The 19,111-nt window shown below is 61.3% G+C and carries 18 protein-coding genes; 7 read left to right on the top strand and 11 right to left on the bottom strand.

Annotation, left to right across the window (positions count from 1 at the left end):
* Window positions 1-17: 17 nt before the first annotated feature.
* The 5 genes from ACTJJ6_RS18690 to ACTJJ6_RS18710 all read right to left on the bottom strand — a co-directional run bounded on the left by ACTJJ6_RS18690 (window position 18) and on the right by ACTJJ6_RS18710 (window position 4,911).
* Window positions 18-1,415 (bottom strand): amino acid permease, encoded by a 1,398-nt coding sequence (locus tag ACTJJ6_RS18690; protein WP_440803303.1) that lies wholly within the window; start codon window positions 1,413-1,415, stop codon window positions 18-20.
* Window positions 1,416-1,435: 20 nt separating this feature from the next.
* Window positions 1,436-2,623 carry an amino acid aminotransferase gene (locus ACTJJ6_RS18695; RefSeq protein ID WP_164053018.1) on the bottom strand — a complete coding sequence of 396 codons (1,188 nt, stop codon included), beginning with the start codon at window positions 2,621-2,623 and terminating at the stop codon, window positions 1,436-1,438.
* A gap of 58 nt (window positions 2,624-2,681) precedes the next feature.
* Window positions 2,682-3,053: a RidA family protein gene (locus ACTJJ6_RS18700; protein WP_033639957.1), complete on the bottom strand. Its 372-nt coding sequence runs from the start codon at window positions 3,051-3,053 to the stop codon at window positions 2,682-2,684.
* 1 nt (window position 3,054) lies between these two features.
* Window positions 3,055-3,852, bottom strand: a complete 798-nt coding sequence (locus ACTJJ6_RS18705) for an alpha/beta hydrolase (protein WP_193842885.1) — start codon at window positions 3,850-3,852, stop codon at window positions 3,055-3,057.
* Between the two features lie 147 nt (window positions 3,853-3,999).
* Window positions 4,000-4,911 (bottom strand): LysR family transcriptional regulator, encoded by a 912-nt coding sequence (locus ACTJJ6_RS18710; protein ID WP_115436221.1) that lies wholly within the window; start codon window positions 4,909-4,911, stop codon window positions 4,000-4,002.
* A gap of 98 nt (window positions 4,912-5,009) precedes the next feature.
* Here ACTJJ6_RS18710 and ACTJJ6_RS18715 point away from each other — a divergent pair, with 98 nt between their 5' ends.
* Window positions 5,010-5,627, top strand: a complete 618-nt coding sequence (locus tag ACTJJ6_RS18715) for a glutathione S-transferase family protein (protein ID WP_440803306.1) — start codon at window positions 5,010-5,012, stop codon at window positions 5,625-5,627.
* Window positions 5,628-5,631: 4 nt separating this feature from the next.
* Window positions 5,632-6,546, top strand: coding sequence for a pyridoxamine 5'-phosphate oxidase family protein (locus ACTJJ6_RS18720; RefSeq protein ID WP_440803308.1), 915 nt, complete (start codon window positions 5,632-5,634; stop codon window positions 6,544-6,546).
* A gap of 42 nt (window positions 6,547-6,588) precedes the next feature.
* Here the strand turns inward: ACTJJ6_RS18720 and ACTJJ6_RS18725 are convergent, their stop codons facing one another.
* The gene (locus ACTJJ6_RS18725) at window positions 6,589-6,804 is read right to left on the bottom strand and encodes a glycogen synthase (RefSeq protein WP_004935234.1); all 216 of its coding nucleotides are present in this window, start codon (window positions 6,802-6,804) and stop codon (window positions 6,589-6,591) included.
* Window positions 6,805-7,015: 211 nt separating this feature from the next.
* On the opposite strand from ACTJJ6_RS18725, the gene gabD reads away from it, so the two are divergent.
* The 4 genes from gabD (at window position 7,016) to ACTJJ6_RS18745 (ending at window position 14,245) form a co-directional block, all read left to right on the top strand.
* Window positions 7,016-8,491, top strand: coding sequence for an NADP-dependent succinate-semialdehyde dehydrogenase (gabD, locus tag ACTJJ6_RS18730; RefSeq protein WP_440803310.1), 1,476 nt, complete (start codon window positions 7,016-7,018; stop codon window positions 8,489-8,491).
* Window positions 8,492-9,009: 518 nt separating this feature from the next.
* On the top strand, window positions 9,010-11,148 hold the full coding sequence (pqqU, locus tag ACTJJ6_RS18735) for a TonB-dependent receptor PqqU (protein WP_172962810.1): 2,139 nt from the start codon (window positions 9,010-9,012) through the stop codon (window positions 11,146-11,148).
* A gap of 147 nt (window positions 11,149-11,295) precedes the next feature.
* Window positions 11,296-13,668, top strand: coding sequence for a glucose/quinate/shikimate family membrane-bound PQQ-dependent dehydrogenase (locus ACTJJ6_RS18740; RefSeq protein WP_197817580.1), 2,373 nt, complete (start codon window positions 11,296-11,298; stop codon window positions 13,666-13,668).
* Between the two features lie 397 nt (window positions 13,669-14,065).
* The gene (locus tag ACTJJ6_RS18745) at window positions 14,066-14,245 is read left to right on the top strand and encodes a hypothetical protein (protein WP_015378373.1); all 180 of its coding nucleotides are present in this window, start codon (window positions 14,066-14,068) and stop codon (window positions 14,243-14,245) included.
* A gap of 28 nt (window positions 14,246-14,273) precedes the next feature.
* Here the strand turns inward: ACTJJ6_RS18745 and ACTJJ6_RS18750 are convergent, their stop codons facing one another.
* From ACTJJ6_RS18750 to ACTJJ6_RS18760, 3 genes are all read right to left on the bottom strand, one after another.
* A complete protein-coding gene (locus ACTJJ6_RS18750; RefSeq protein ID WP_049300304.1) occupies window positions 14,274-15,707 on the bottom strand; it encodes an EmmdR/YeeO family multidrug/toxin efflux MATE transporter in 1,434 nt (477 codons plus the stop codon).
* A gap of 114 nt (window positions 15,708-15,821) precedes the next feature.
* Window positions 15,822-16,220 (bottom strand): type II secretion system pilot lipoprotein GspS, encoded by a 399-nt coding sequence (gene gspS / locus ACTJJ6_RS18755; protein WP_016927171.1) that lies wholly within the window; start codon window positions 16,218-16,220, stop codon window positions 15,822-15,824.
* Between the two features lie 76 nt (window positions 16,221-16,296).
* Window positions 16,297-16,497 carry a hypothetical protein gene (locus ACTJJ6_RS18760; RefSeq protein WP_016927170.1) on the bottom strand — a complete coding sequence of 67 codons (201 nt, stop codon included), beginning with the start codon at window positions 16,495-16,497 and terminating at the stop codon, window positions 16,297-16,299.
* A 217-nt stretch (window positions 16,498-16,714) separates the two neighbouring features.
* Here ACTJJ6_RS18760 and ACTJJ6_RS18765 point away from each other — a divergent pair, with 217 nt between their 5' ends.
* Entirely contained in the window at window positions 16,715-17,149 is a 435-nt protein-coding gene (locus ACTJJ6_RS18765; protein ID WP_016927169.1) for a DoxX family protein, read from the top strand.
* A 51-nt stretch (window positions 17,150-17,200) separates the two neighbouring features.
* Here ACTJJ6_RS18765 and ACTJJ6_RS18770 read toward each other — a convergent pair whose 3' ends face one another.
* Window positions 17,201-18,163, bottom strand: a complete 963-nt coding sequence (locus tag ACTJJ6_RS18770) for a hypothetical protein (RefSeq protein WP_440803314.1) — start codon at window positions 18,161-18,163, stop codon at window positions 17,201-17,203.
* A gap of 263 nt (window positions 18,164-18,426) precedes the next feature.
* Window positions 18,427-19,059, bottom strand: coding sequence for a helix-turn-helix domain-containing protein (locus ACTJJ6_RS18775; RefSeq protein WP_016927167.1), 633 nt, complete (start codon window positions 19,057-19,059; stop codon window positions 18,427-18,429).
* Window positions 19,060-19,111 lie beyond the last annotated feature (52 nt).

The following is a 19,111-nucleotide window of genomic DNA, read 5'->3' on the forward strand; positions in this document are numbered from 1 at the left end:
TCAGCCCCTCCCCCGCATTACTTCACTTCCGGCGCCTTGAGCGGCGACGGCACAGCCGCGCGGCGGCTCTGGAAGTGATAAGCCACCACCAGCAACAGGGTGAACGGAATACCGAACCACAACGTCATGCGGAAAAATTCGGTAAACGCGGTCGAGATCATCAACGCCGCCATCAGCCCGGCGCCGAGCAAGGTGGTATAAGGAAAGCCCCACATGCGAAATTTCAGGTGGGTCTGCCGATGCCGGCGGCGGAAGAACAGGTGGGTGACGAAAATCATCAGCCAGGTAAAGCAGGCGCCATACACCGAGATAGACATCATGGCGGCGAACGAGGTTTTCGGCGCCACCAGGCTCAGCACGATAGACACCACGATACCGATGCACGACATCGCCAGTGCATTGACCGGAATACCGCGCCGGCTGACGCGCCCCAACGCCGCCGGCGCCTGCCCGGCGCGCGACAGCGAGAACATCATGCGAGTGGTGATATACAGCTGGCTGTTCATTGCCGACAGCGCCGCCACCAGCACGATAAAGTTGAAAATACCGGCGGCGGCGGGCAGATGGATCACGTTCATCGCCATCAGGAACGGGCTTTCGCCGGTGCCGGACTGGTGCCAGGGCACGATGGCCAGCATCAGGGCGATCGACAGCATGTAGAAGATGAACAGCCGCACGATGGTGCCCTTGAACGCCGCCTTCACCGCAATCACCGGATTCTTCGCCTCGCCGGCGGCCACCGCGATCATTTCAATGCTCAAGTAGCTGAAGATGGACACGATCACCGCGAACCACATGCCCTTGACGCCAAACGGCATAAAGCCGCCGGCGGTCAGGTTGCGCAGGCCATAGGCCGGGTTGCCCGAGAACGCCAGAATGCCGATGCCGATCAGAATAAACGCCACGATCGCCGTCACTTTGACGGTGGACAGCGCGTATTCCACCTGGCCGAACGATTTCACGCCGATCACGTTAACAACGATCACCGCCGCCGAGAACAGCAGCACCCACGGCCAGGTCGGCGTCGCCGGGAACCAGAACTGCATGTACATGCCGATGGCGGTGACTTCGGTGCCCACCGCCAGCACCACGCAAGACCAGTAAGAATAACGCACCAGAAAACCGAACAGCGGGCCGAGATAGAATTCGGCATAGTCGCCGAACGAGCCGGGCGTCGGGTGTTCGGAGGTCATTTCCGCCAGGCTGCCCATCAGCAGCAGCGCAATGACGCCACCGATCAGGTAGCTCAGCAATACCGACGGCCCCGCCATCTGAATGGCGTAGGCGCTGCCAAGAAACAGCCCGGTGCCGATGGCGCCGCCGATCGCCAGCATCGACATCTGTCCGGCGGTAAGATGCTTGTTCAACCCGCCCTGACGGCGGGCGATATGCTCAAAATCATTCATCTGTGGCATGGCTGTGCTCCCGGGCGGAGTTAGGCGGTACGGGTGACGTCGAGAATGGCGGCGGTCACGTAGTCAATGTTGCCGGGATTGAGCCCCGGCAAGCACATGCGGCCGGGTGAGACCAGATAGATGGCGTAGCGCTGTCGCAGAGTCTGCAGCTGCGCTTCATTCAGGCCGGTATAGCTGAACATGCCGCGCTGATCGCGTATGCGCCGATGATCCAGCGAAGAACCGCCCTGCGCCAGGCCGGCGGCCAGCTGTTCACGCATTTGCTTGATGCGCACGCGCATTTCCGCCAGCTCATCGCGCCAAAGCTCGCCGAGTTCGGCATCGCCAAGCAGGGTTTCCACGATCTGGCTGCCGTGCGTCGGCGGGCAGGAATAGCTGCGGCGGATCAGCGTTTTTAACGCCCCTTTGACGTTGACGGCGTTTTCCGCATCGACGCAGCGCACCGACAGCGCGCCCAGACGCTGGCCGTACAGCGCGACGTTTTTGGAAAACGAGTTGCAGACCAAAAATGGCAGATCGGTTTTCAGCGCTTCGCGCAACGCAAAGCAGTCCTCCTCCAGCCCGTCGCCGAAGCCCTGATAGGCGATATCGAACAGCGGCAGCAGGTTACGCCGCTGCAGCACGGCGAGCGTGGCGCGCCACTGCTCCGCCGTCAGATCGGTGCCGGTCGGGTTATGGCAACAAGGATGCAACAGGACCACGCTGCCGGGCGGCAGGCTGTCCAACGCGTCGAGCATGGCGGCGAAACGCAGGCCGCCCGCCGCTTCATCAAAGTAGGGATAGGTATTCACCCGCAGCCCGGCGCCTTCGAAAATCGCCCAGTGATTGGCCCAGGTGGGATCGGACACCCAAATTTCACCGCGCGCCAGAAAGTGGCGCAAAAAATCCGCCGCCAGCTTCAACGCGCCGGAGCCGCCGACGGTCTGCACCGTGGCGATCTCGGCCGCCTGTTGTTCACCGAACAGCAGCGTCTGCACCTGGCGAGCGAACTGCGGCGAACCTTCGATCGGCGGATAACCGTGCGGGCGACGCAGCGCCAGCAACCGCTGCTCGGCGGCCGCAACCGCCTGCATCAGCGGAATATTCCCCTGTCGGTCGTAATAAAGCCCAATGCCTAAATTCACTTTTTTCGGATTGGGATCCTGCAAATAGGCTTCCATCAGCGACATAATAGGATCGGCGGCGGAAGGTGCAATCTGTTTAAACATGACGCATCCTTAACTCGTTATTGAATTAATATGAAGATTGACTTAAGAAGAAATTAAATCAGGCGATGGCGCTGACGGTAATTTCTATTTTCATTCCCGGCACCACCAATTTTTCGACAATGACCGTGGAGCGATTGGGATAAGGATAATTAAAGTATTTCCGGTAAATATCATCGAGTAATTTAACGTCATTGACGTCGGTGAGATACACGATCACCTGCAGAACCTTATCGCTGTGGCTGCCCGCCGCCTTCAGCGTCTGCGCCAGATTATCGAAGGTCAGCGTAATCTGTCGCTCCGGCGCGCCGGTGTCGATGCTGCCGTCCGCCCGCACCGGGCCGTGAGCGGTAAACAGCATGCCGCCGCCCCGGGTGGCCCAGGAAAAAGGCTGGCCGATCTCCGGCAGCCCGGTTTCTACGATCTCGCGCATGTCAGTGGTTCCCGTGGTGGTTAAGTTGGCGAAGCAGCGCGCCGTCGGCGGCGAACAACGCATCCAGAATGGTAAAATGATTGGCGCCGGGCACCGCGACCAGGTCGGCCGGCAGCCCGCGTTGACGCAGCGCCGCATGATAGTGTTGCGACTGACCTCTCAGTTCCGGCAGCTCCAATGCGCCGTAATACAGCGTAAGCGGCTTGCCGCTCGTCGGCAGGCGGCGCGCCGGGCTGAGCGTTTCAATTTGCCGCGCGCTCAGCTGCAGCGCCCGATTGACATAGCTTTGTTGCAGCGGCGCCAGCTCGAACAGGCCGCTGATGGGAAAGACAGCATCCACCAACGCATGCTGCTGCCAGAACGCCGCCAGATGCCCGCCAGCAGAATGGCCGCACAGATAAACCGGATGGGCATAGTGCGGCGGCAGGCGGCGCTGAATGGCATTCAACGCCACCCCGATCTGTCGGCATATTTCGTCAAGATCCACCGCCGGCGCGAGCGCATATTCCACCAGCACCACGTCAAAACCCAACGCCAACGGTTCGGCGGCGATAAAGGCAAAATCCGCCTTATCGCAGAATTGCCAATAGCCGCCGTGAATAAAAATTAACGTCCCCTGGTGCTGCTTTGCAGAATAGAGCCAATCAAATGTTTCGCGTTCGCCGTTGCCATAAGCAATATTATTTTCATGGCGCGTCTGTTTATAAACAGCCGCGCTGCGAGTTTGAAATGAAGTCAAAATAGCCGCTTCATTATCCACCGTGGCGCCGTTGTCATAACTCCCCGCAAGTGGTTTCATATATTAAACTTCGTTTATTATTTAAGATGTAAATTAACTATTAGCACCGCCAAAATTATTGTCAAGACGGGCGCACCAGCAATGCGCGCCCGGTAAAATAAAACCTGCAGAATAATGAAAAAGTTTAACCCATGAAACTTTTTGCGTTTATTTCCCCCGCCCGTCCGGCTGAATTTGCGGCAAGGCGCTGAGCCGTTCAAATGCATAATCCCAAAAGGCGCGCACCTTCAGCGGCATGCGTTGCGCCTGCTGCGCCACCAGCTGTACCGGCATTGGCAACGGCTCATGATCCGTCAACAGCCGCACCAGCGTACCGGCGGCCAAATCGTCCGCTACCTGATAAGAGAGCAACCGGGCGATGCCCTTGCCGGCGCGCACCGCCAGCAGTTGCGCTTCCACGTCGTTGAGCAACAGTCGGGGAGCCAATCGCACCCGTTCGCCGTTTTCCTGCGGGCCGAAGCGCCATTCGCGCAGCGACGGCCGCTGGGTGCCGACGATGGTGGCGTGCTCCGCCAGCTGCGCCGGCGATCGCGGCTCGCCGCAGCGCGCCAGGTAATCCGGGCTGGCGACCGTCATCCGGCTGACCTGCCCCAGCCGCCGCGCCACGCGGGAAGAGTCCTGCAGATGACCGATGCGCACCGCGATATCCAACCCTTCGTCAATCAGATCGAGATTGCGATCGTTCAACACCATTTCGATCTGCATCTGCGGGTAGTCATCGAGAAATGCCATCACCACCGGCGCCACGTACCGGCGGCCGAACTGCACCGGCGAGGTAACGCGCAGCAAGCCGCTCAGCTGCGCTTCTGCGGTATCCTGCACCACCGCCTGATAATCCTGCAGCAGCTGTTGCGCGCGTTCCAACAGCCGCATACCCGCTTCGGTGGGGGCCAGCCGTCGGGTGGTGCGCTCCACCAGCCGGGTGCCAAAACGCTGTTCCAGTGCGGCGATCGCCCGGGTGATCGCCGGCGCCGAACGCCGCAGTTTGCGCCCGGCCGCCGCCAGGCTGCCCTGCTGCACCACCGCCACGAAGATGGCCAACTCGTCTAGCCGATCCATAGATTCTTCCGAAAAGTGAAATTATCAATTTCCACATTGCCGTATTCCGCTCACTCAGCGCAAGAGTATGCTGACAAAAAGCACTGAGGAGAAACGCCATGTCCGCCATCACTCTCTACGGCACCCCGCTTTCCGGCCACGTTCACCGCGTAGCGTTGCTGCTGCGCATGCTGGCGCTGCCCTATGAATGGGTCGAAGCCTCGGCGGAGGTGCGGCAGAGCGCAGCCTTTCGCCGGCTCAACCCGTTAGGCCAGATCCCGGTCTTGCAGGACGGCGATCTGACGCTGGCCGACAGCAACGCCATTCTGGTCTATCTGGTGAAACGCTATGCGCCGGACAGCCACTGGCTGCCGGAACAGCCGGCCGCGGCGGCGCGAGTGCAAGCCTGGCTTTCCAAAGCCGCCGGTGAAGTTCGCTACGGCCCGGCCTCTTGCCGACTGATCGCCCAATTCGCCGTGCCGGAGGATTATCAGGCGGCGCGGGCGATCAGCGATCGTTTCCTGCCGCAGATGGAACAGCACCTGAGCGAGCGGGACTACCTGGCCACCGAACACCCCACCATCGCCGATCTGGCCTGCCACAGCTACGTGGCGGTCGCGGCTGAAGGCGGCATTTCGCTGTCGCCTTACCCTGCGATACGTCGCTGGGCGGCGCGCATCGCTGCACTGCCCGGCTACTTTGCCATGCCGGCCCTGCCGGAACCGGCGGGGAGCTGACGCCATGATCCCGCAACTGTTCCATCCCGATGAGCTGCGCGCACAGACGCTGGCCGGGTTTGGCGGCGTAGGCGGCGGCATCTACCCCGCGATGCCGGATCAGCACCGCGCGTTTTTCGCCGCGCTGCCCTACCTGTTTGTCGCCACGCTGGATGAACAAGGCTGGCCCATCGCCACCCTGTTCACCGGCCCGCCCGGATTTTTACGCACGCCGGACGACACGCATTTACGCATCAGCGCGCCGCGCCGCAGCGACGATCCCGCCCAGACGCTGTTGCTGCCCGGCAAGCCGGTCGGCGCGCTGGGGCTGGATTTCAGCAACCGGCGGCGCAACCGCGCCAACGGCGCCATCGGCCGCACCGACAAAAACCGGGTGGAAATCCTCGTTCAGCAAAGCTTCGGCAACTGCCCGCAGTACATTCAGCGCCGCGAACTCTACCCGGTGGACAGCCGGCCGCAGCCGGTTGAGCATTTGGCCGTGCTGGATGCGGCGGCGCAGGCGCTGATCCGCGCCGCGGACACCTGCTTCGTCGCCAGCTGCGCGCACCTGGCACTGCCGCAGGGCGGCGTGGATATTTCCCATCGCGGCGGCCGCCCCGGCTTTATCCATCTGGAAGGCGACACGCTGTGGATGCCGGACTTTCGCGGCAACCGCTACATGAACACGTTGGGCAATCTGCTCGCCGAACCGCGGGCGGCGCTGCTGTTCATCGATTTCGATCGCGGCGACGTGCTGCATCTGCAGGGGGAAACGCAAATCCTCTGGCAGGCGGAAGGGGATCCCGGCGTCGAAGGGGCGGAACGCTATTGGCGATTTGACGTGCGCCGCGCCTGGCGTTTTGCGGCGGCGCTGCCGTGGCGAGGGCGCAATCTGGAGTATTCGCCGGCGACGCTGGCGACCGGGGTGTGGCGCCGCTGAGCTGAAATGAAAAGCCCCGCGGCGGCGGGGCTGGATCGGAAATTACAGGCTGTGTTCGGCCGCCGATGCGGCCTGATAAAGCTGACGAAAATAATTCAACCGCGCAAAGAACAGGCGGCTTTGCTGCTCCGACATATTGCCGGCCACCTGCCCGGCGTCAATCTGCCGCCCTTGCCATTCCATCAGGGCGATGCTCGACGCCAAAAAATCCATTTCGCTGCCGTAGGCCGCGAGATGTCTGTCCACTGATTTCATCATTCGCACACTCCTTTTAATCACATCGAAAAGGGTCATATGCCTGCTCTTTCAGTATCGACCCGACGGCGGATATTTTTTGTACAGAAGATGCGCAGTGAGAAAACGGCCATCTTGTCGTCGCGTTGGCAAACGGCGGCGGCAAAGTTTGCTAGGGTAAAGGGGAGCCGTATGGAATAGACCACTCCGTTGAACTCAGCAAAGGAAGAGACTCATGAGCATCAGTATCCGCGCCACCCTCAAGGATCCAACGCTGTTCCGCGAGGCCAATTACATCGACGGGCAATGGTTGCCGGCCCAGGAAGGCCGCACGATCGCCATTCATAACCCCGCCAACGGCGAGCGGATCGGCCACGTGCCGGCCTTCGGCGCCGAAGAAACCGCTCGCGCCATCGCCGCCGCCAAAAAAGCGCTGCCCGCCTGGCGCGCGCTGACCGCCAAAGAGCGCGCCGGCAAGCTGCGGCGGCTGTTTGAGCTGATGATGGAAAATCAGGAAGATCTGGCGCGCATCATGACGGCGGAACAGGGCAAACCGCTGGCCGAAAGCCGCGGTGAAATCGCCTATGCCGCCTCCTTTATCGAATGGTTCGCCGAGGAAGGCAAGCGGGTGTATGGCGACACCATTCCACAGCCGCAGGCCGGTCGCCGCATCATCGTGCAAAAAGAGCCGATCGGCGTGTTCGCCGCCATCACCCCGTGGAACTTCCCGGCGGCGATGATCACCCGTAAAGCCGGCCCCGGCTGGGCCGCCGGCTGCACCGGGGTGATCCGCCCCGCCAGCCAAACGCCGTTCTCGGCGCTGGCGATCGCCGTGCTGGCGGAGCGCGCCGGGTTGCCCGCCGGGGTGTGCAACGTGATAACAGGCCCCAGCAAAGGCATCGGCGGTGAACTCACCGCCAACCCGGACGTGCGCAAACTCTCCTTCACCGGCAGCACCGAAGTCGGCGCGCAGCTGCTGGCCCAGTGTGCGCCCACCATCAAGAAAACCAGCATGGAGCTGGGCGGCAACGCGCCGTTTATCGTGTTTGACGACGCCGATCTGGACGCCGCCGTGGCCGGCGCGGTCGCCTCGAAATACCGCAACGCCGGCCAGACCTGCGTCTGCACCAACCGTTTTCTGGTGCAAGACGGCGTATACGATGCCTTCGCCGCCAAACTGAAAGCCGCCGTCACCAAGCTGAAAGTCGGCAACGGCCTGGATGACGGCGTCACCATCGGCCCGTTGATTAACCCGGACGCGGTGGAGAAAGTGCGCGAGCACATCGCCGACGCCGTCGAGCACGGCGCCTCGGTGCTGCTGGGCGGCAAGCCTGACGCGCTGGGCGGCAATTTCTTCAGCCCGACCATCCTGACCGACGTGCCGCGCACGGCGAAAATCTTCCGCGAGGAGACGTTCGGCCCGGTGGCGCCCCTGATCCGCTTCAGCCAGGAAGCCGACGCCGTCGAACTGGCCAACGACACGCCGTTCGGCCTGGCCGCTTACTTCTACAGCCGCAACATCGGCCGGGTGATGCGCGTGGCCGAAGCGCTGGAGTACGGCATTGTCGGCATCAACGAAGGGCTGATCTCCACCGAAGTGGCGCCGTTCGGCGGCATGAAACACTCCGGTTTGGGCCGTGAAGGCTCAAAATACGGCATCGAGGACTATCTCGAGATCAAATACCTGTGCCTTGGCGGCGTGGATGCCTGATGTGAGGGGCCCCCGCGCCTGCGGGGGCCCTGCCTGGCGTTTGCTACCTTTAGGCATCTTTCTGCGGTTAAAAGGGATTGTCTCTATGCGGCCCATCTCGGTACATCTGCCCGGTTTTTACATCGCCGGGCCGTAACCAAAGCTCAGCCCCATGCAGCCCAGGCCCAACGCCGATACTTCCAGTCCTTCGCGCCCCAACTTGCGTGTTTGCATCTTCACTCTCCCGCTGATTGATACCGGCCCCGCCTGACGCGGAGCCGCTCCGGTGTGGTGACTGTAAAACGCGACTGCCGCCATGACTATGGGGCGAAATACGCTTGGGCTTATGAGCCAGGCTCATGAATCCGTTAACCGTCGCTGGGAGCGGAGTTTTTGCGGGAACGTTCCTGCCCGAGATACTCTATACTGATGTCAGGATGCCTTACCCTTTTCGTTTAGCGTCATGTAGATGGAGCGACAGATGGCTAACTCTGAATCGACCTGCGATTCCCTTTCAATACCAGTGGCAGATTTATCCCATGACCAATAAGAAAAGCGCCGTGCTGACCCCGGCTGCAATGCTATTGCTACATCCCATGTTTGCCAGCCAGGCGCTGGCGGCAGAAAATAATAAAGAGAAAAGCGACACCCTGGTGGTGATGGCGCAACCCACCGGATTGACCGAGCTGGGATCGCCGGTGTCCGTCAGCGTGATCGACGGCCAGGACCTGCGCAACGCCGCCCCGCAGATTAACCTGTCGGAAAACCTCGGCAGCGTGCCGGGCCTGCAGCTTCAAAACCGGCAAAACTATGCGCAGGATCTGCAGCTGTCGATACGCGGGTTCGGCAGCCGTTCGATGTTCGGCGTGCGCGGCGTGCGCATGTACGTCGACGGCATTCCCGCCACCATGCCCGACGGCCAGGGACAAACCTCCAACATCGACATCAATTCCGTCGAACGCATCGAGGTGCTGCGCGGCCCCTATTCCGCGCTGTACGGCAACGCCTCGGGCGGGGTGATCAATGTTGATACGATTACCGGCACCCAGCCGCCGACGCTGGAGGCCGGCGGCTATTTCGGCAGCGACAACACCTGGCGCTACGGGGTGAAAGCGACCGGCGCCACCGGCGACGGCACCCAGGCCGGCGACGTCAACTACGCCATTTCGGGCACCCGCTTCACCACTCAGGGCTACCGCGATCACAGCGCCGCGCGGAAAAACCTCGGCAACGGCAAGCTCGGCGTGCGGCTGGACGACGTCAGCACCCTGACGCTGATGTTCAACAGCGTCTCAATCGATGCCGGCGATCCGGGCGGCCTGACCGAAGCGGAATGGAAGGAAAACCCACGCCAGGCGCCGCGCGCGGATCAATACAACACCCGCAAATCGCTCGATCAAACCCAGGCCGGCCTGCGCTATCAACGCCAGATGAGCGAGCGCGACGAACTGACGCTGACCGCTTACCACGGCGAACGCCATACCACGCAGTACCAATCGATCCCGATGGGGCCGCAGCTCAACCCCACCCACGCCGGCGGGGTGATCGTGCTGGAAAGAAAATATCAGGGCATTGACACTCGCTGGAAGCATGAGGATACTCTCGCATCGTTACCGGTAACACTGATCGGCGGTCTGGATTATGAAACCATGACCGAACGCCGCCAGGGGTTCGAAAACTTTATTCTGCGAGACGGCACAGTGGACTACGGCGAGAAAGGCGACCAGCGGCGCAACGAGAAGAACCGCATCTGGAACCTGGATCCTTACCTGCAAACCTCCTGGCAACTGACGCCACACTGGACGCTGGACGCCGGCCTGCGCTACAGCACGGTCAGCTTCGACTCGACCGATTACTACATCACGCCGCGCAACGGCGACGACAGCGGCAGCAAACGCTACCACCAGTGGCTGCCGATGGGCTCGCTCAACTACAAGATCAACCCGGCGTGGAACGTTTATCTCTCCGCCGGCCGCGGCTTTGAAACCCCGACCATCAACGAACTCTCCTACCGCCCCGACGGCCAGGCGGGCCTCAATATCGGCCTGCAGCCATCCACCAGCGACACCGTCGAACTGGGCAGCAAACTGCGCCTCGGCAACGGCCTGGTGAGCGCTGCGCTGTTCCAGACCGATACCGACAACGAGCTGGTGGTGGCAGAAAGCAGCGGCGGACGCACCAGCTACGCCAACGCCGGCAAAACCCGGCGGCGCGGCCTGGAGCTGGCGCTGGATCAGGAGTTTGCGCTGGACTGGCGGCTGCATATGGCCTGGACGCTGCTGGACGCCACCTACCGCAGCGAAATGTGCGGCAAAGCCGGCTGCACCCCCGCCGGCAATCGCCTGCCGGGCATCGCCCGCAACATGGGCTACGCCTCGCTGGCGTTTGCGCCGCCGGAAGGCTGGCACGCCGGCGCGGAACTGCGCTACATGAGCGACATTCAGGCCAATGACGCCAACAGCGCGCAGGCCCCCGCTTACACCGTGGCCGGCGTAAACGCCGGCTATCGCTTTACCTGGGATCGCTGGGCGCTGGACGTGTTCAGCCGGGTGGACAATGTTTTCGATCGCCGATACGTCGGTTCGGTGATCGTCAACGAAGGCAACGGCCGCTATTTCGAGCCGGCGCCGGGGCGCAACTGGGGTGGCGGCGCCACCTTGTCTTATCGCTTTGAATAAGGCAAAGCACCTTAAGGTTAAAAAACGGGATGGGTTTTACGTCACCCTAGCGGCTTCTCGCTGAAATAGTAGGGAGAAACCGCGTGTTTTTTCCGATTTGGCTTAATCTCTAAATCGGGGACTTTCATTTTTGGTAAGGGTATTGCTATGCAAAATAAAGCGTCACTATCGCCGCTTATCGTCATAACGGCGCTGTTTGCCGCGCTGAGCGGGCTTTATCTGCTCGGCGGCGGCATCTGGCTGGCCAAGTTGGGCGGTTCGCTGTATTACATCATCGCCGGGCTGGTGCTGCTGGCGACCTCCTGGCTGCTGTTCCGCCGCCGCGCCACCGCGCTGCTGCTGTACGCGGTATTCCTGCTGGGCACCACCATTTGGGCCCTGTGGGAAGTGGGCCCGGACTTCTGGGCGCTGACGCCGCGCCTGGACGTCACCTTCTTCTTCGGTCTGTGGCTGGTGCTGCCGTTTATCTACCGTAAGTTGGTGGCCAACGGCAAGTTCGCCTACGGCGCGCTGAGCGCGGCGCTGGCGATCACCGTCATCGCGCTGGCCTATGCCGTATTCAACGATCCGCAAGAGATCAACGGCACGCTCGACGCCGCTCAGGTACAGCCGAAAGACGCCACCGGGTCCGACTGGCCGGCCTATGGCCGCACCCAGGAAGGCACCCGTTACTCGCCGCTGAGCCAGATCAACGACAAAAACGTTGGCCAGTTGCAAGAAGCCTGGCGCTTCCAGACCGGCGATCTGAAGACCGCCAACGATCCGGGTGAGATCACCAACGAAGTCACGCCGATCAAAATCCGCGATACCCTTTACATGTGTACGCCGCACCAGAAGCTGTTTGCGCTGGATGCCGCCACCGGTAAAGAAAAGTGGAAATTTGATCCGCAGCTGAAGTACAACCCGACCTTCCAGCACATCACCTGCCGCGGCGTGTCTTACCACGAAACCGCTGCAGCCGCGGGCGCCGCCGGCGATGCCGCACCGGCGATGTGCGCACGCCGCATCATTCTGCCGGTCAACGACGGCCGTCTGTTCGCACTGGACGCCGAAACCGGTAAACCCTGCCCGGACTTCGCCAACAACGGTGAGCTGAACCTGCAGAGCAATATGCCGTATGCGACGCCGGGCCACTACGAGCCGACCTCGCCGCCGGTGATCACCGATAAAGTGATCGTCGTCGCCGGTGCCGTGACCGACAACTACTCCAACCGCGAGCCTTCCGGCGTGATCCGCGGCTTCGACGTCAACAGCGGCAAGCTGCTGTGGGCCTTCGATCCGGGCGCGAAAGATCCGAACGCCATCCCGGCGGACGAGCACCACTTCGTGCCGAACTCGCCTAACTCCTGGGCGCCTGCCGCCTATGACGCCAAGCTGGATATCGTTTACCTGCCGATGGGCGTTTCCACTCCGGACATCTGGGGCGGCGATCGCACCCCGGAAATGGAACGCTACGCCAGCGGCCTGTTGGCGCTGAACGCCTCCACCGGCAAACTGGCCTGGTTCTATCAGACCGTCCACCACGACCTGTGGGATATGGACGTGCCGGCGCAGCCGACCCTGGCGGACATTACCGACAAGAGCGGTAAAAAAGTGCCGGTCATCTACGTGCCGACCAAAACCGGCAACATCTTCGTGCTGAACCGCACCAACGGCGAACTGGTGGTGCCGGCGCCGGAGAAACCGGTACCGCAGGGCCCGGCCAAAGGCGATCGCCTGTCACCGACCCAGCCGTTCTCCGATCTGACCTTCCGTCCTGAGAAGAAACTGACCGGCGCCGACATGTGGGGCGCGACCATCTATGATCAGCTGGTCTGCCGCGTGATGTTCCACAGCCTGCGCTACGAAGGCACCTTCACCCCGCCATCCGAGCAGGGCACGCTGGTGTTCCCGGGCAACCTGGGCATGTTCGAGTGGGGCGGCCTGGCCGTCGATACCGATCGCGAAATCGCCATCGCCAACCCGATCGCGCTGCCGTTCGTCTCCAAACTGATCCCGCGCGGCCCAGGCAACCCGATTGAGCCGCCGGAAGGCGACAAAGGCGGCAGCGGCACCGAATCCGGCGTACAGCCGCAGTATGGCGTGCCGTTCGGCGTCACCCTGAACCCGTTCCTGTCACCGTTTGGTCTGCCATGCAAACAGCCGGCCTGGGGTTACATTTCCGCCGTGGATCTGAAAACCAACGACATCGTGTGGAAAAAACGCATCGGCACCGTGCGCGACAGCTCACCGTTGCCGCTGCCGTTCAAAATGGGCATGCCAATGCTGGGCGGCCCGGTGACCACCGCCGGTAACGTGTTCTTCATCGGTGCCACCGCAGACAACTACCTGCGCGCCTTCAGCGTGACCAACGGTGAAAAACTGTGGGAAGCGCGCTTGCCGGCCGGCGGCCAGGCGACGCCGATGACCTATGAGGTCAATGGCAAGCAGTACGTGCTGATCTACGCCGGCGGCCACGGTTCCTTCGGCACCAAGCTGGGCGACTACGTGGTCGCTTACGCTCTGCCCGATCAGAAGTAACTACCGCCGTTAGTACCCCGCAAAGCACGCCGCAAGGCGTGCTTTTTCTTTTTACGCCACCGCCCGATGCCACCTTGCAATACCCTTAATTTTTTCACCCCCACCATTGATAATGGTTATCATTCGCAATATTATGAATGCATGGCCCCGGCAGCGGCCTGTAATCCTTGCAATACAGCGATCGGCCGCCTGCCGGCGGCCTTATTCGGAGGCGCATGGTCGACCATACTCGGAAGCATCGAAAGAAAATTCTGCAAGCGGCGGTGAGGACGCGGCGCGCCGGTCTGCCGTTCGCGGCGGACTCCCCAGCCACCCCGCCCTTTATTACGTTGCCCCATCCGCCGAAGGCCGTGCTGGTGCACCTGGTCGGCCATGATGGCGCACAGGAGGGGCGAGAATGAACCTGCAACCCTTTACCGCCATGCTGATGTTCGCCTACGTGCTGCTGATGGTGCCGCTGCTCTACGTCATCGACAGCCGCCTGAGCGCCAGTAAACTGGTGCGCAAAGCCACGCAAAACCTCATCATCATCGCCTTGACGCTGTTGTTCTTCAGCGCGATGACGCTTTTATACTGAGTCCACCTCGCCGGTGCCCCGCGGCCGGTTACCCGGCCTCCCGGCGTTTGGCCCGCGGATATTTCCACAGCCAGCGTCCGCTGACCATGCGCCAGTAGAACAAGGCGCCGCGCACCGCCCAATCGAGGAACATCCCCAACCAGACCCCCACCACGCCCATGCCCAGTTCGATACCCAGCGCGTAGCCCGCCACCACGCGGCAGCCCCACATGCCGAGCATCGTCACCCACATGGCAAAGCGGGCGTCGCGCGCGCCTTTCAGCCCGGCGGGCAACACCCAGGAAGCGGCCCAGATCGGCATAAAGGCGGCGTTGAGCCAAATCAGGGTTTTCACCACCGTTTTCACGTCATCCTGCGAGGTATAAAACGCGGCGAATACCCCGGCCAACGGCGCCGTGCCCCAGGCGATAGCGGTCAACCCAAGGGTAGACAGCCAGAAAATATGGCGCAGCTGCCGCTCCGCCTGGCCGATCTCGCCTTTGCCGAGCCGCCGGCCGACGATAATGGTCGAAGCCGATCCCAACGCGTTGCCCGGCAGGTTGATCAACGAAGCGATGGAGAAAGCGATAAAGTTGCCGGCGATCACGTTGGTGCCCATGCCGGCGACAAACATCTGCGTCAACAGCTTGCCGCCGTTAAACAGTACCGACTCGACGCTGGCGGGAATGCCGATCCCCAACACTTCCCACAGGATGCTCATCTTGAGCGGCGTGAAATAGCTTTTCAACGTGATGTGCAGCGCCGGATTAAAGCCGATCGCCAGCACGTAGAGGATGGCGATGGCGCCGATATAGCGGGAAATCGTCAGCCCCAGCCCGGCGCCGACGAACCCCAGGCCATGCCAGCCCAGCATGCCGTAAATCAGGATGCTGCTGATGATGATATTGAGGATATTCATGCCGCCATTGATAAGCAGCGGGATCTTGGTGTTGCCCGCGCCGCGCAGGGCGCCGCTGCCGATCAACGCAATCGCCGCCGCCGGGTAGCTCCACACCGTGGTTTGCAGGTAAGAGAGCGCCAGCGCTTTCACTTCCGGCGAGGCCGCACCGGCGATCACATCAATGATAGGCTCACCCGCCAGATGAATGCCCGCCGCCAACAGCAACGCCACACCGATCATCAGGACCAGCGACTGACGCGCCGCCGCCCGCGCGCGCCGGCGATCCCGCTTGCCGAGGCTGAAGGCCACCACCACGGTGGTGCCGAGATCCACCGCGGCGAAAAAGGCGATGATCACCATGTTGAAGCTGTCCGCCAGCCCCACCCCGGCCATCGCCTCTTTGCCGAGCCAACTCACCAGAAAGGTGCTCAGCACCCCCATCAACAGAACGCAGGCGTTCTCCAGAAAGATCGGCACCGCCAGCGGCGTGATTTCGCGCCAGAACAGCACGCGGTAGCTTTTCCGTTTGGCGTACCAAGGCGTATTTTCCACGCGCTGACGCAGTGCGGCATACAGGTTCAAGGTGGGCTCGATGGATAAAAGTGAAACATCATTTCAAATGATGAGCGATAAATCGTTATCCTGCAAAGAATTTTTGGGCGCCCGTGGCGAGCGCCCGACAGGCACACCGTAGCGCTACTCCATGTAGTCTTCCTGATCGGCCTGCGCCGCCGCAATAAAGCGCGCGGTGCTGCGGCTGAGCGTGGCGCATTTGTCCGTCAGCAGCTGATCACCCTGTTGCAGAGTCAGGTAACGCGCCTGGGTGAGCGCCGGCAACTGCCGATACCCTGCCGCATGCGTATCCCAGCCGCGGTGCTGCGCTGCACGCATCGCAGTGCGTTGCAATTTCACGTCGTCCGGCACGTCGCTGCGCCCGCAGTCCACGCGCAGGAAATGCCCGCCGGCCAGCATCAGAGCGATGTGATCCAATTGCGCCTGCAGCGGCGGCGCCGGTTGATGCGCCGTCTGCTGACAACCCGCAAGCAGCAGCAACGCCGCCGCGCCGCAAAGAGACGTGCGAAACAGAGTAGACATGGTCGCTCCCGGAAACCTGTGGGTGATGCAATGATCTTAGGTGAGCGGATGCCGGGCGGCAAGGCGGGCAGCACGCTTAGCGCCGGCCGCTGCTGACCTTGGTGGCGCGGGCGGGGTTGCCGGCGACAAATTCCAGCGTGGGGGAATAGTAAAACGGCAGCCAGGCGTTATAGCCGCTCTCCCACTCCCATTTGACCGGGCAGGGCCACAGCATGTCTTCATGCAGGATGTAATAGATCCACCGCCCGGGCGGACGGCGCGGTTTGCGCATTTTCATAGCGAGTACGACGGCCTGATGACGTGCGATAAGGTGAACTGTTGCATTTTACCGCGATTTGGGTTGCGGGGACAGCCTGCGTTGCCGTGCGAAGCGTCCGCTAAACCTCACCCGGTGATTCAGCGTAAAGCCCGCCGTTTTACTGATCCAGGACATCTTTTGTATTTATCTTGCAGATATATTGATTAAAAATCATTCCTATTCAGGAGGAAGGGCCATGGTTAAGTCATTGAATGCGGCATTCACGCGCCTTTTTGATCGCCCGGACGCCGGCAAGTTGGCGCTCAGGCTGACCTTCGGCGGGCTGATGCTGTTTCACGGCGTGGCGAAGATTCAGCACGGCGTCGGTTGGATCGCCGGTGCGTTGCAGGATCACGGGCTGCCCGCCTTCATCGCCTATGGCGTGTATGTGGGGGAGATCCTGGCGCCGATACTGATCATTTTGGGGCTGTTCACCCGCCCCGCCGCGCTGGTTTACGCCTTTACGCTGGTGGTGGCGTTTTTGATGGTGGGCACCGGCAAGGTGTTCAGCGTCACCGACGTCGGCGCCTGGGGCATTGAAAACGAGCTGGTGTTCTTTATGGGCGGGCTCGCCATCCTGCTGCTGGGCAGCGGCAAATACGCGATCGCGCGCAATGAAGCCTATCGGTAAGCCGTGCAATCCATAAGGAGGTTCCTGATGGCGAACCTCCTTTTTGCACGCTTAAGGTTGGGTGAGCAGCGTGTTCGCCATGAAAGACAATAAGGCGGTCGATTCGGGGAAGGCCGCGCGATTCTCGGTAACCGCGCGATCAAACCGCCAGTTCATGATGTAAACCACGGGCGCAGTCGGATATTGATTAATAAAATCCCAATACAGTTGAATTTGCGCATGCAGTTGCTGGTCGTTCATTCCTAACGATGCCGTAGAAGGCGGTACCAACACCCACTTTTGTCCGGCTGCGCTTATCGGTGCCAGGCGATTGTAGGTACTCCACATATCCGCCACCGACCAGTTGTAGTTATCCACCCCAACCCAATCTGGCGTGCTTTTTACATTGGCCGGACACGCGGTCGCGGGCGCGCCCTGCTGTATTTCACGGATCCATTCGGCGTTGTTGGCATGTCGGTAGGACAAGATGGTGTAGACGGGGATCGCGATCCCGTACTCCTGCATGGCCTGTCGCAGGGTGCAAACATAGCTGGAGTATTGGTAAGCGTCATATTTTCCCCCGGTCTGTAAGGCAGGAACGTCGAACGGCTCATCGATAAAATAAATGGCGCCGGGCTTATATTTGGCTTCGGCGATCTTCTTGACCACCGTCCAGATGGCGTTCCAGGAACCTGCGGCCTGGCAGTTGCTGTTCGAGACCGCCCCAGGGCAGATATCGATAAACGGCGAGCCCGATACCGCCCCCGAACCAGCCTGAATGTTCACGGCGCAAGTCCCCCCGGCGCAAACGGGCAGATTGAGACTTGCCAACGTGTGCACCACATTCAGATTGGTCATACTGAAGCCGGTGCCGGTAATCGCCTTAAGCGCCTCTGTGGCGCTGAAAGACGGCGTGGCGGTTTCATAAAAGTCCAGCCAGTCATAGCCGTAATACTTGATATTGGCGTTGGGGCCCGCCGCCAGCGCATTGGCGCCGATCAGGCACCAGCACAACAGTGCGAAACGTTTCAACATACTCTTCTCCTTCAAACCCTCGTCGATGTTAGCCAAAGGTGGGCGGCAAACGGCGCCGCCAACCGGAAACACCATCGTGGCACCGGCTATCGGCGGTGGCCCGTCGTTTGCGTTGTGCTACGGCAGAACGAACACAGGTCAGATTTTAGGAATATGTCACGTCGGTTTTCTTGCTGAGCGGCAAGGAGATGCGGGTAAAAAAGAACCGTAGAGGAGCCCGGCGGGAATCGCGCTTCATAAGCTGAACCGCCGACTATCGGTCATCAACTCTCGGCCAGGCGGTATACCGGAACCTTGCGCGTGGTGCCGGTCAGGGTGTCGAAGATCTCCGTTTCCGCCGTCACGATCGCCATGCCGGTTTTTCTTAGTCTGCGCACCTCGGCGGCAATGCGCTGTATGCCGAACCAGAACAGTCCGTCCAACGCCGTGACCCGCAGCCCCTGCTCCAGCGCCAGCTTAAGTCGCTCACGCGGCGCCTTGAGCGCTTTGGCGATTTCCCGGTAAGGCAGCGCGTCTACGCCCGACGCCGAAGTGCGGTGAATACGGGTCGACAGGCCGTATTGGAAGGCCTCAGGCACGTCGCTTAAATCGCTTTTCAGGCTGTAAACGCAGCCAAAGCGCTTGCCGTTGAACACCACATTTTTTTGACTGATCGACAACTCATCGCGCAGGCCGGCAATCAGCTGCGGCGCCCGCACCAGCAATAAACGAAACGGCAATTCGAAACTGGTCACATAGTCCACGTTGAGCAGCGCAATGCGCAGACGCTGTTCCGCCCCGGCCTGCGTCTGGCGACACTCGTTCAACACCTCGCTCCACTGGCGCGCGAGCCGCGGGGCTTCATCCAGCGGCGCGAAGTGGTATTTCTCGATGTGGTAGTCGATCCTTTCATTCATGTCCGTTGGCCCCTGCGTCAGTCATCATGCCCTCAGCAAGTTACCTTACCCG

It is taken from the genome of Serratia sp. 22278 (assembly GCF_052045405.1).
In the GTDB taxonomy this organism is placed as follows: Bacteria; Pseudomonadota; Gammaproteobacteria; order Enterobacterales; family Enterobacteriaceae; genus Serratia; species Serratia marcescens.

Coding starts and splice junctions, on each gene's coding strand:
- ACTJJ6_RS18690 (WP_440803303.1), bottom strand. CDS start 1,415: ATGCCACAGATGAATGATTTTGAGCATATCGCCCGCCGTCAGGGCGGG.
- ACTJJ6_RS18695 (WP_164053018.1), bottom strand. CDS start 2,623: ATGTTTAAACAGATTGCACCTTCCGCCGCCGATCCTATTATGTCGCTG.
- ACTJJ6_RS18700 (WP_033639957.1), bottom strand. CDS start 3,053: ATGCGCGAGATCGTAGAAACCGGGCTGCCGGAGATCGGCCAGCCTTTT.
- ACTJJ6_RS18705 (WP_193842885.1), bottom strand. CDS start 3,852: ATGAAACCACTTGCGGGGAGTTATGACAACGGCGCCACGGTGGATAAT.
- ACTJJ6_RS18710 (WP_115436221.1), bottom strand. CDS start 4,911: ATGGATCGGCTAGACGAGTTGGCCATCTTCGTGGCGGTGGTGCAGCAG.
- ACTJJ6_RS18715 (WP_440803306.1), top strand. CDS start 5,010: ATGTCCGCCATCACTCTCTACGGCACCCCGCTTTCCGGCCACGTTCAC.
- ACTJJ6_RS18720 (WP_440803308.1), top strand. CDS start 5,632: ATGATCCCGCAACTGTTCCATCCCGATGAGCTGCGCGCACAGACGCTG.
- ACTJJ6_RS18725 (WP_004935234.1), bottom strand. CDS start 6,804: ATGATGAAATCAGTGGACAGACATCTCGCGGCCTACGGCAGCGAAATG.
- gabD (WP_440803310.1), top strand. CDS start 7,016: ATGAGCATCAGTATCCGCGCCACCCTCAAGGATCCAACGCTGTTCCGC.
- pqqU (WP_172962810.1), top strand. CDS start 9,010: ATGACCAATAAGAAAAGCGCCGTGCTGACCCCGGCTGCAATGCTATTG.
- ACTJJ6_RS18740 (WP_197817580.1), top strand. CDS start 11,296: ATGCAAAATAAAGCGTCACTATCGCCGCTTATCGTCATAACGGCGCTG.
- ACTJJ6_RS18745 (WP_015378373.1), top strand. CDS start 14,066: ATGAACCTGCAACCCTTTACCGCCATGCTGATGTTCGCCTACGTGCTG.
- gspS (WP_016927171.1), bottom strand. CDS start 16,220: ATGTCTACTCTGTTTCGCACGTCTCTTTGCGGCGCGGCGGCGTTGCTG.
- ACTJJ6_RS18760 (WP_016927170.1), bottom strand. CDS start 16,497: ATGAAAATGCGCAAACCGCGCCGTCCGCCCGGGCGGTGGATCTATTAC.
- ACTJJ6_RS18765 (WP_016927169.1), top strand. CDS start 16,715: ATGGTTAAGTCATTGAATGCGGCATTCACGCGCCTTTTTGATCGCCCG.
- ACTJJ6_RS18770 (WP_440803314.1), bottom strand. CDS start 18,163: ATGTTGAAACGTTTCGCACTGTTGTGCTGGTGCCTGATCGGCGCCAAT.
- ACTJJ6_RS18775 (WP_016927167.1), bottom strand. CDS start 19,059: ATGAATGAAAGGATCGACTACCACATCGAGAAATACCACTTCGCGCCG.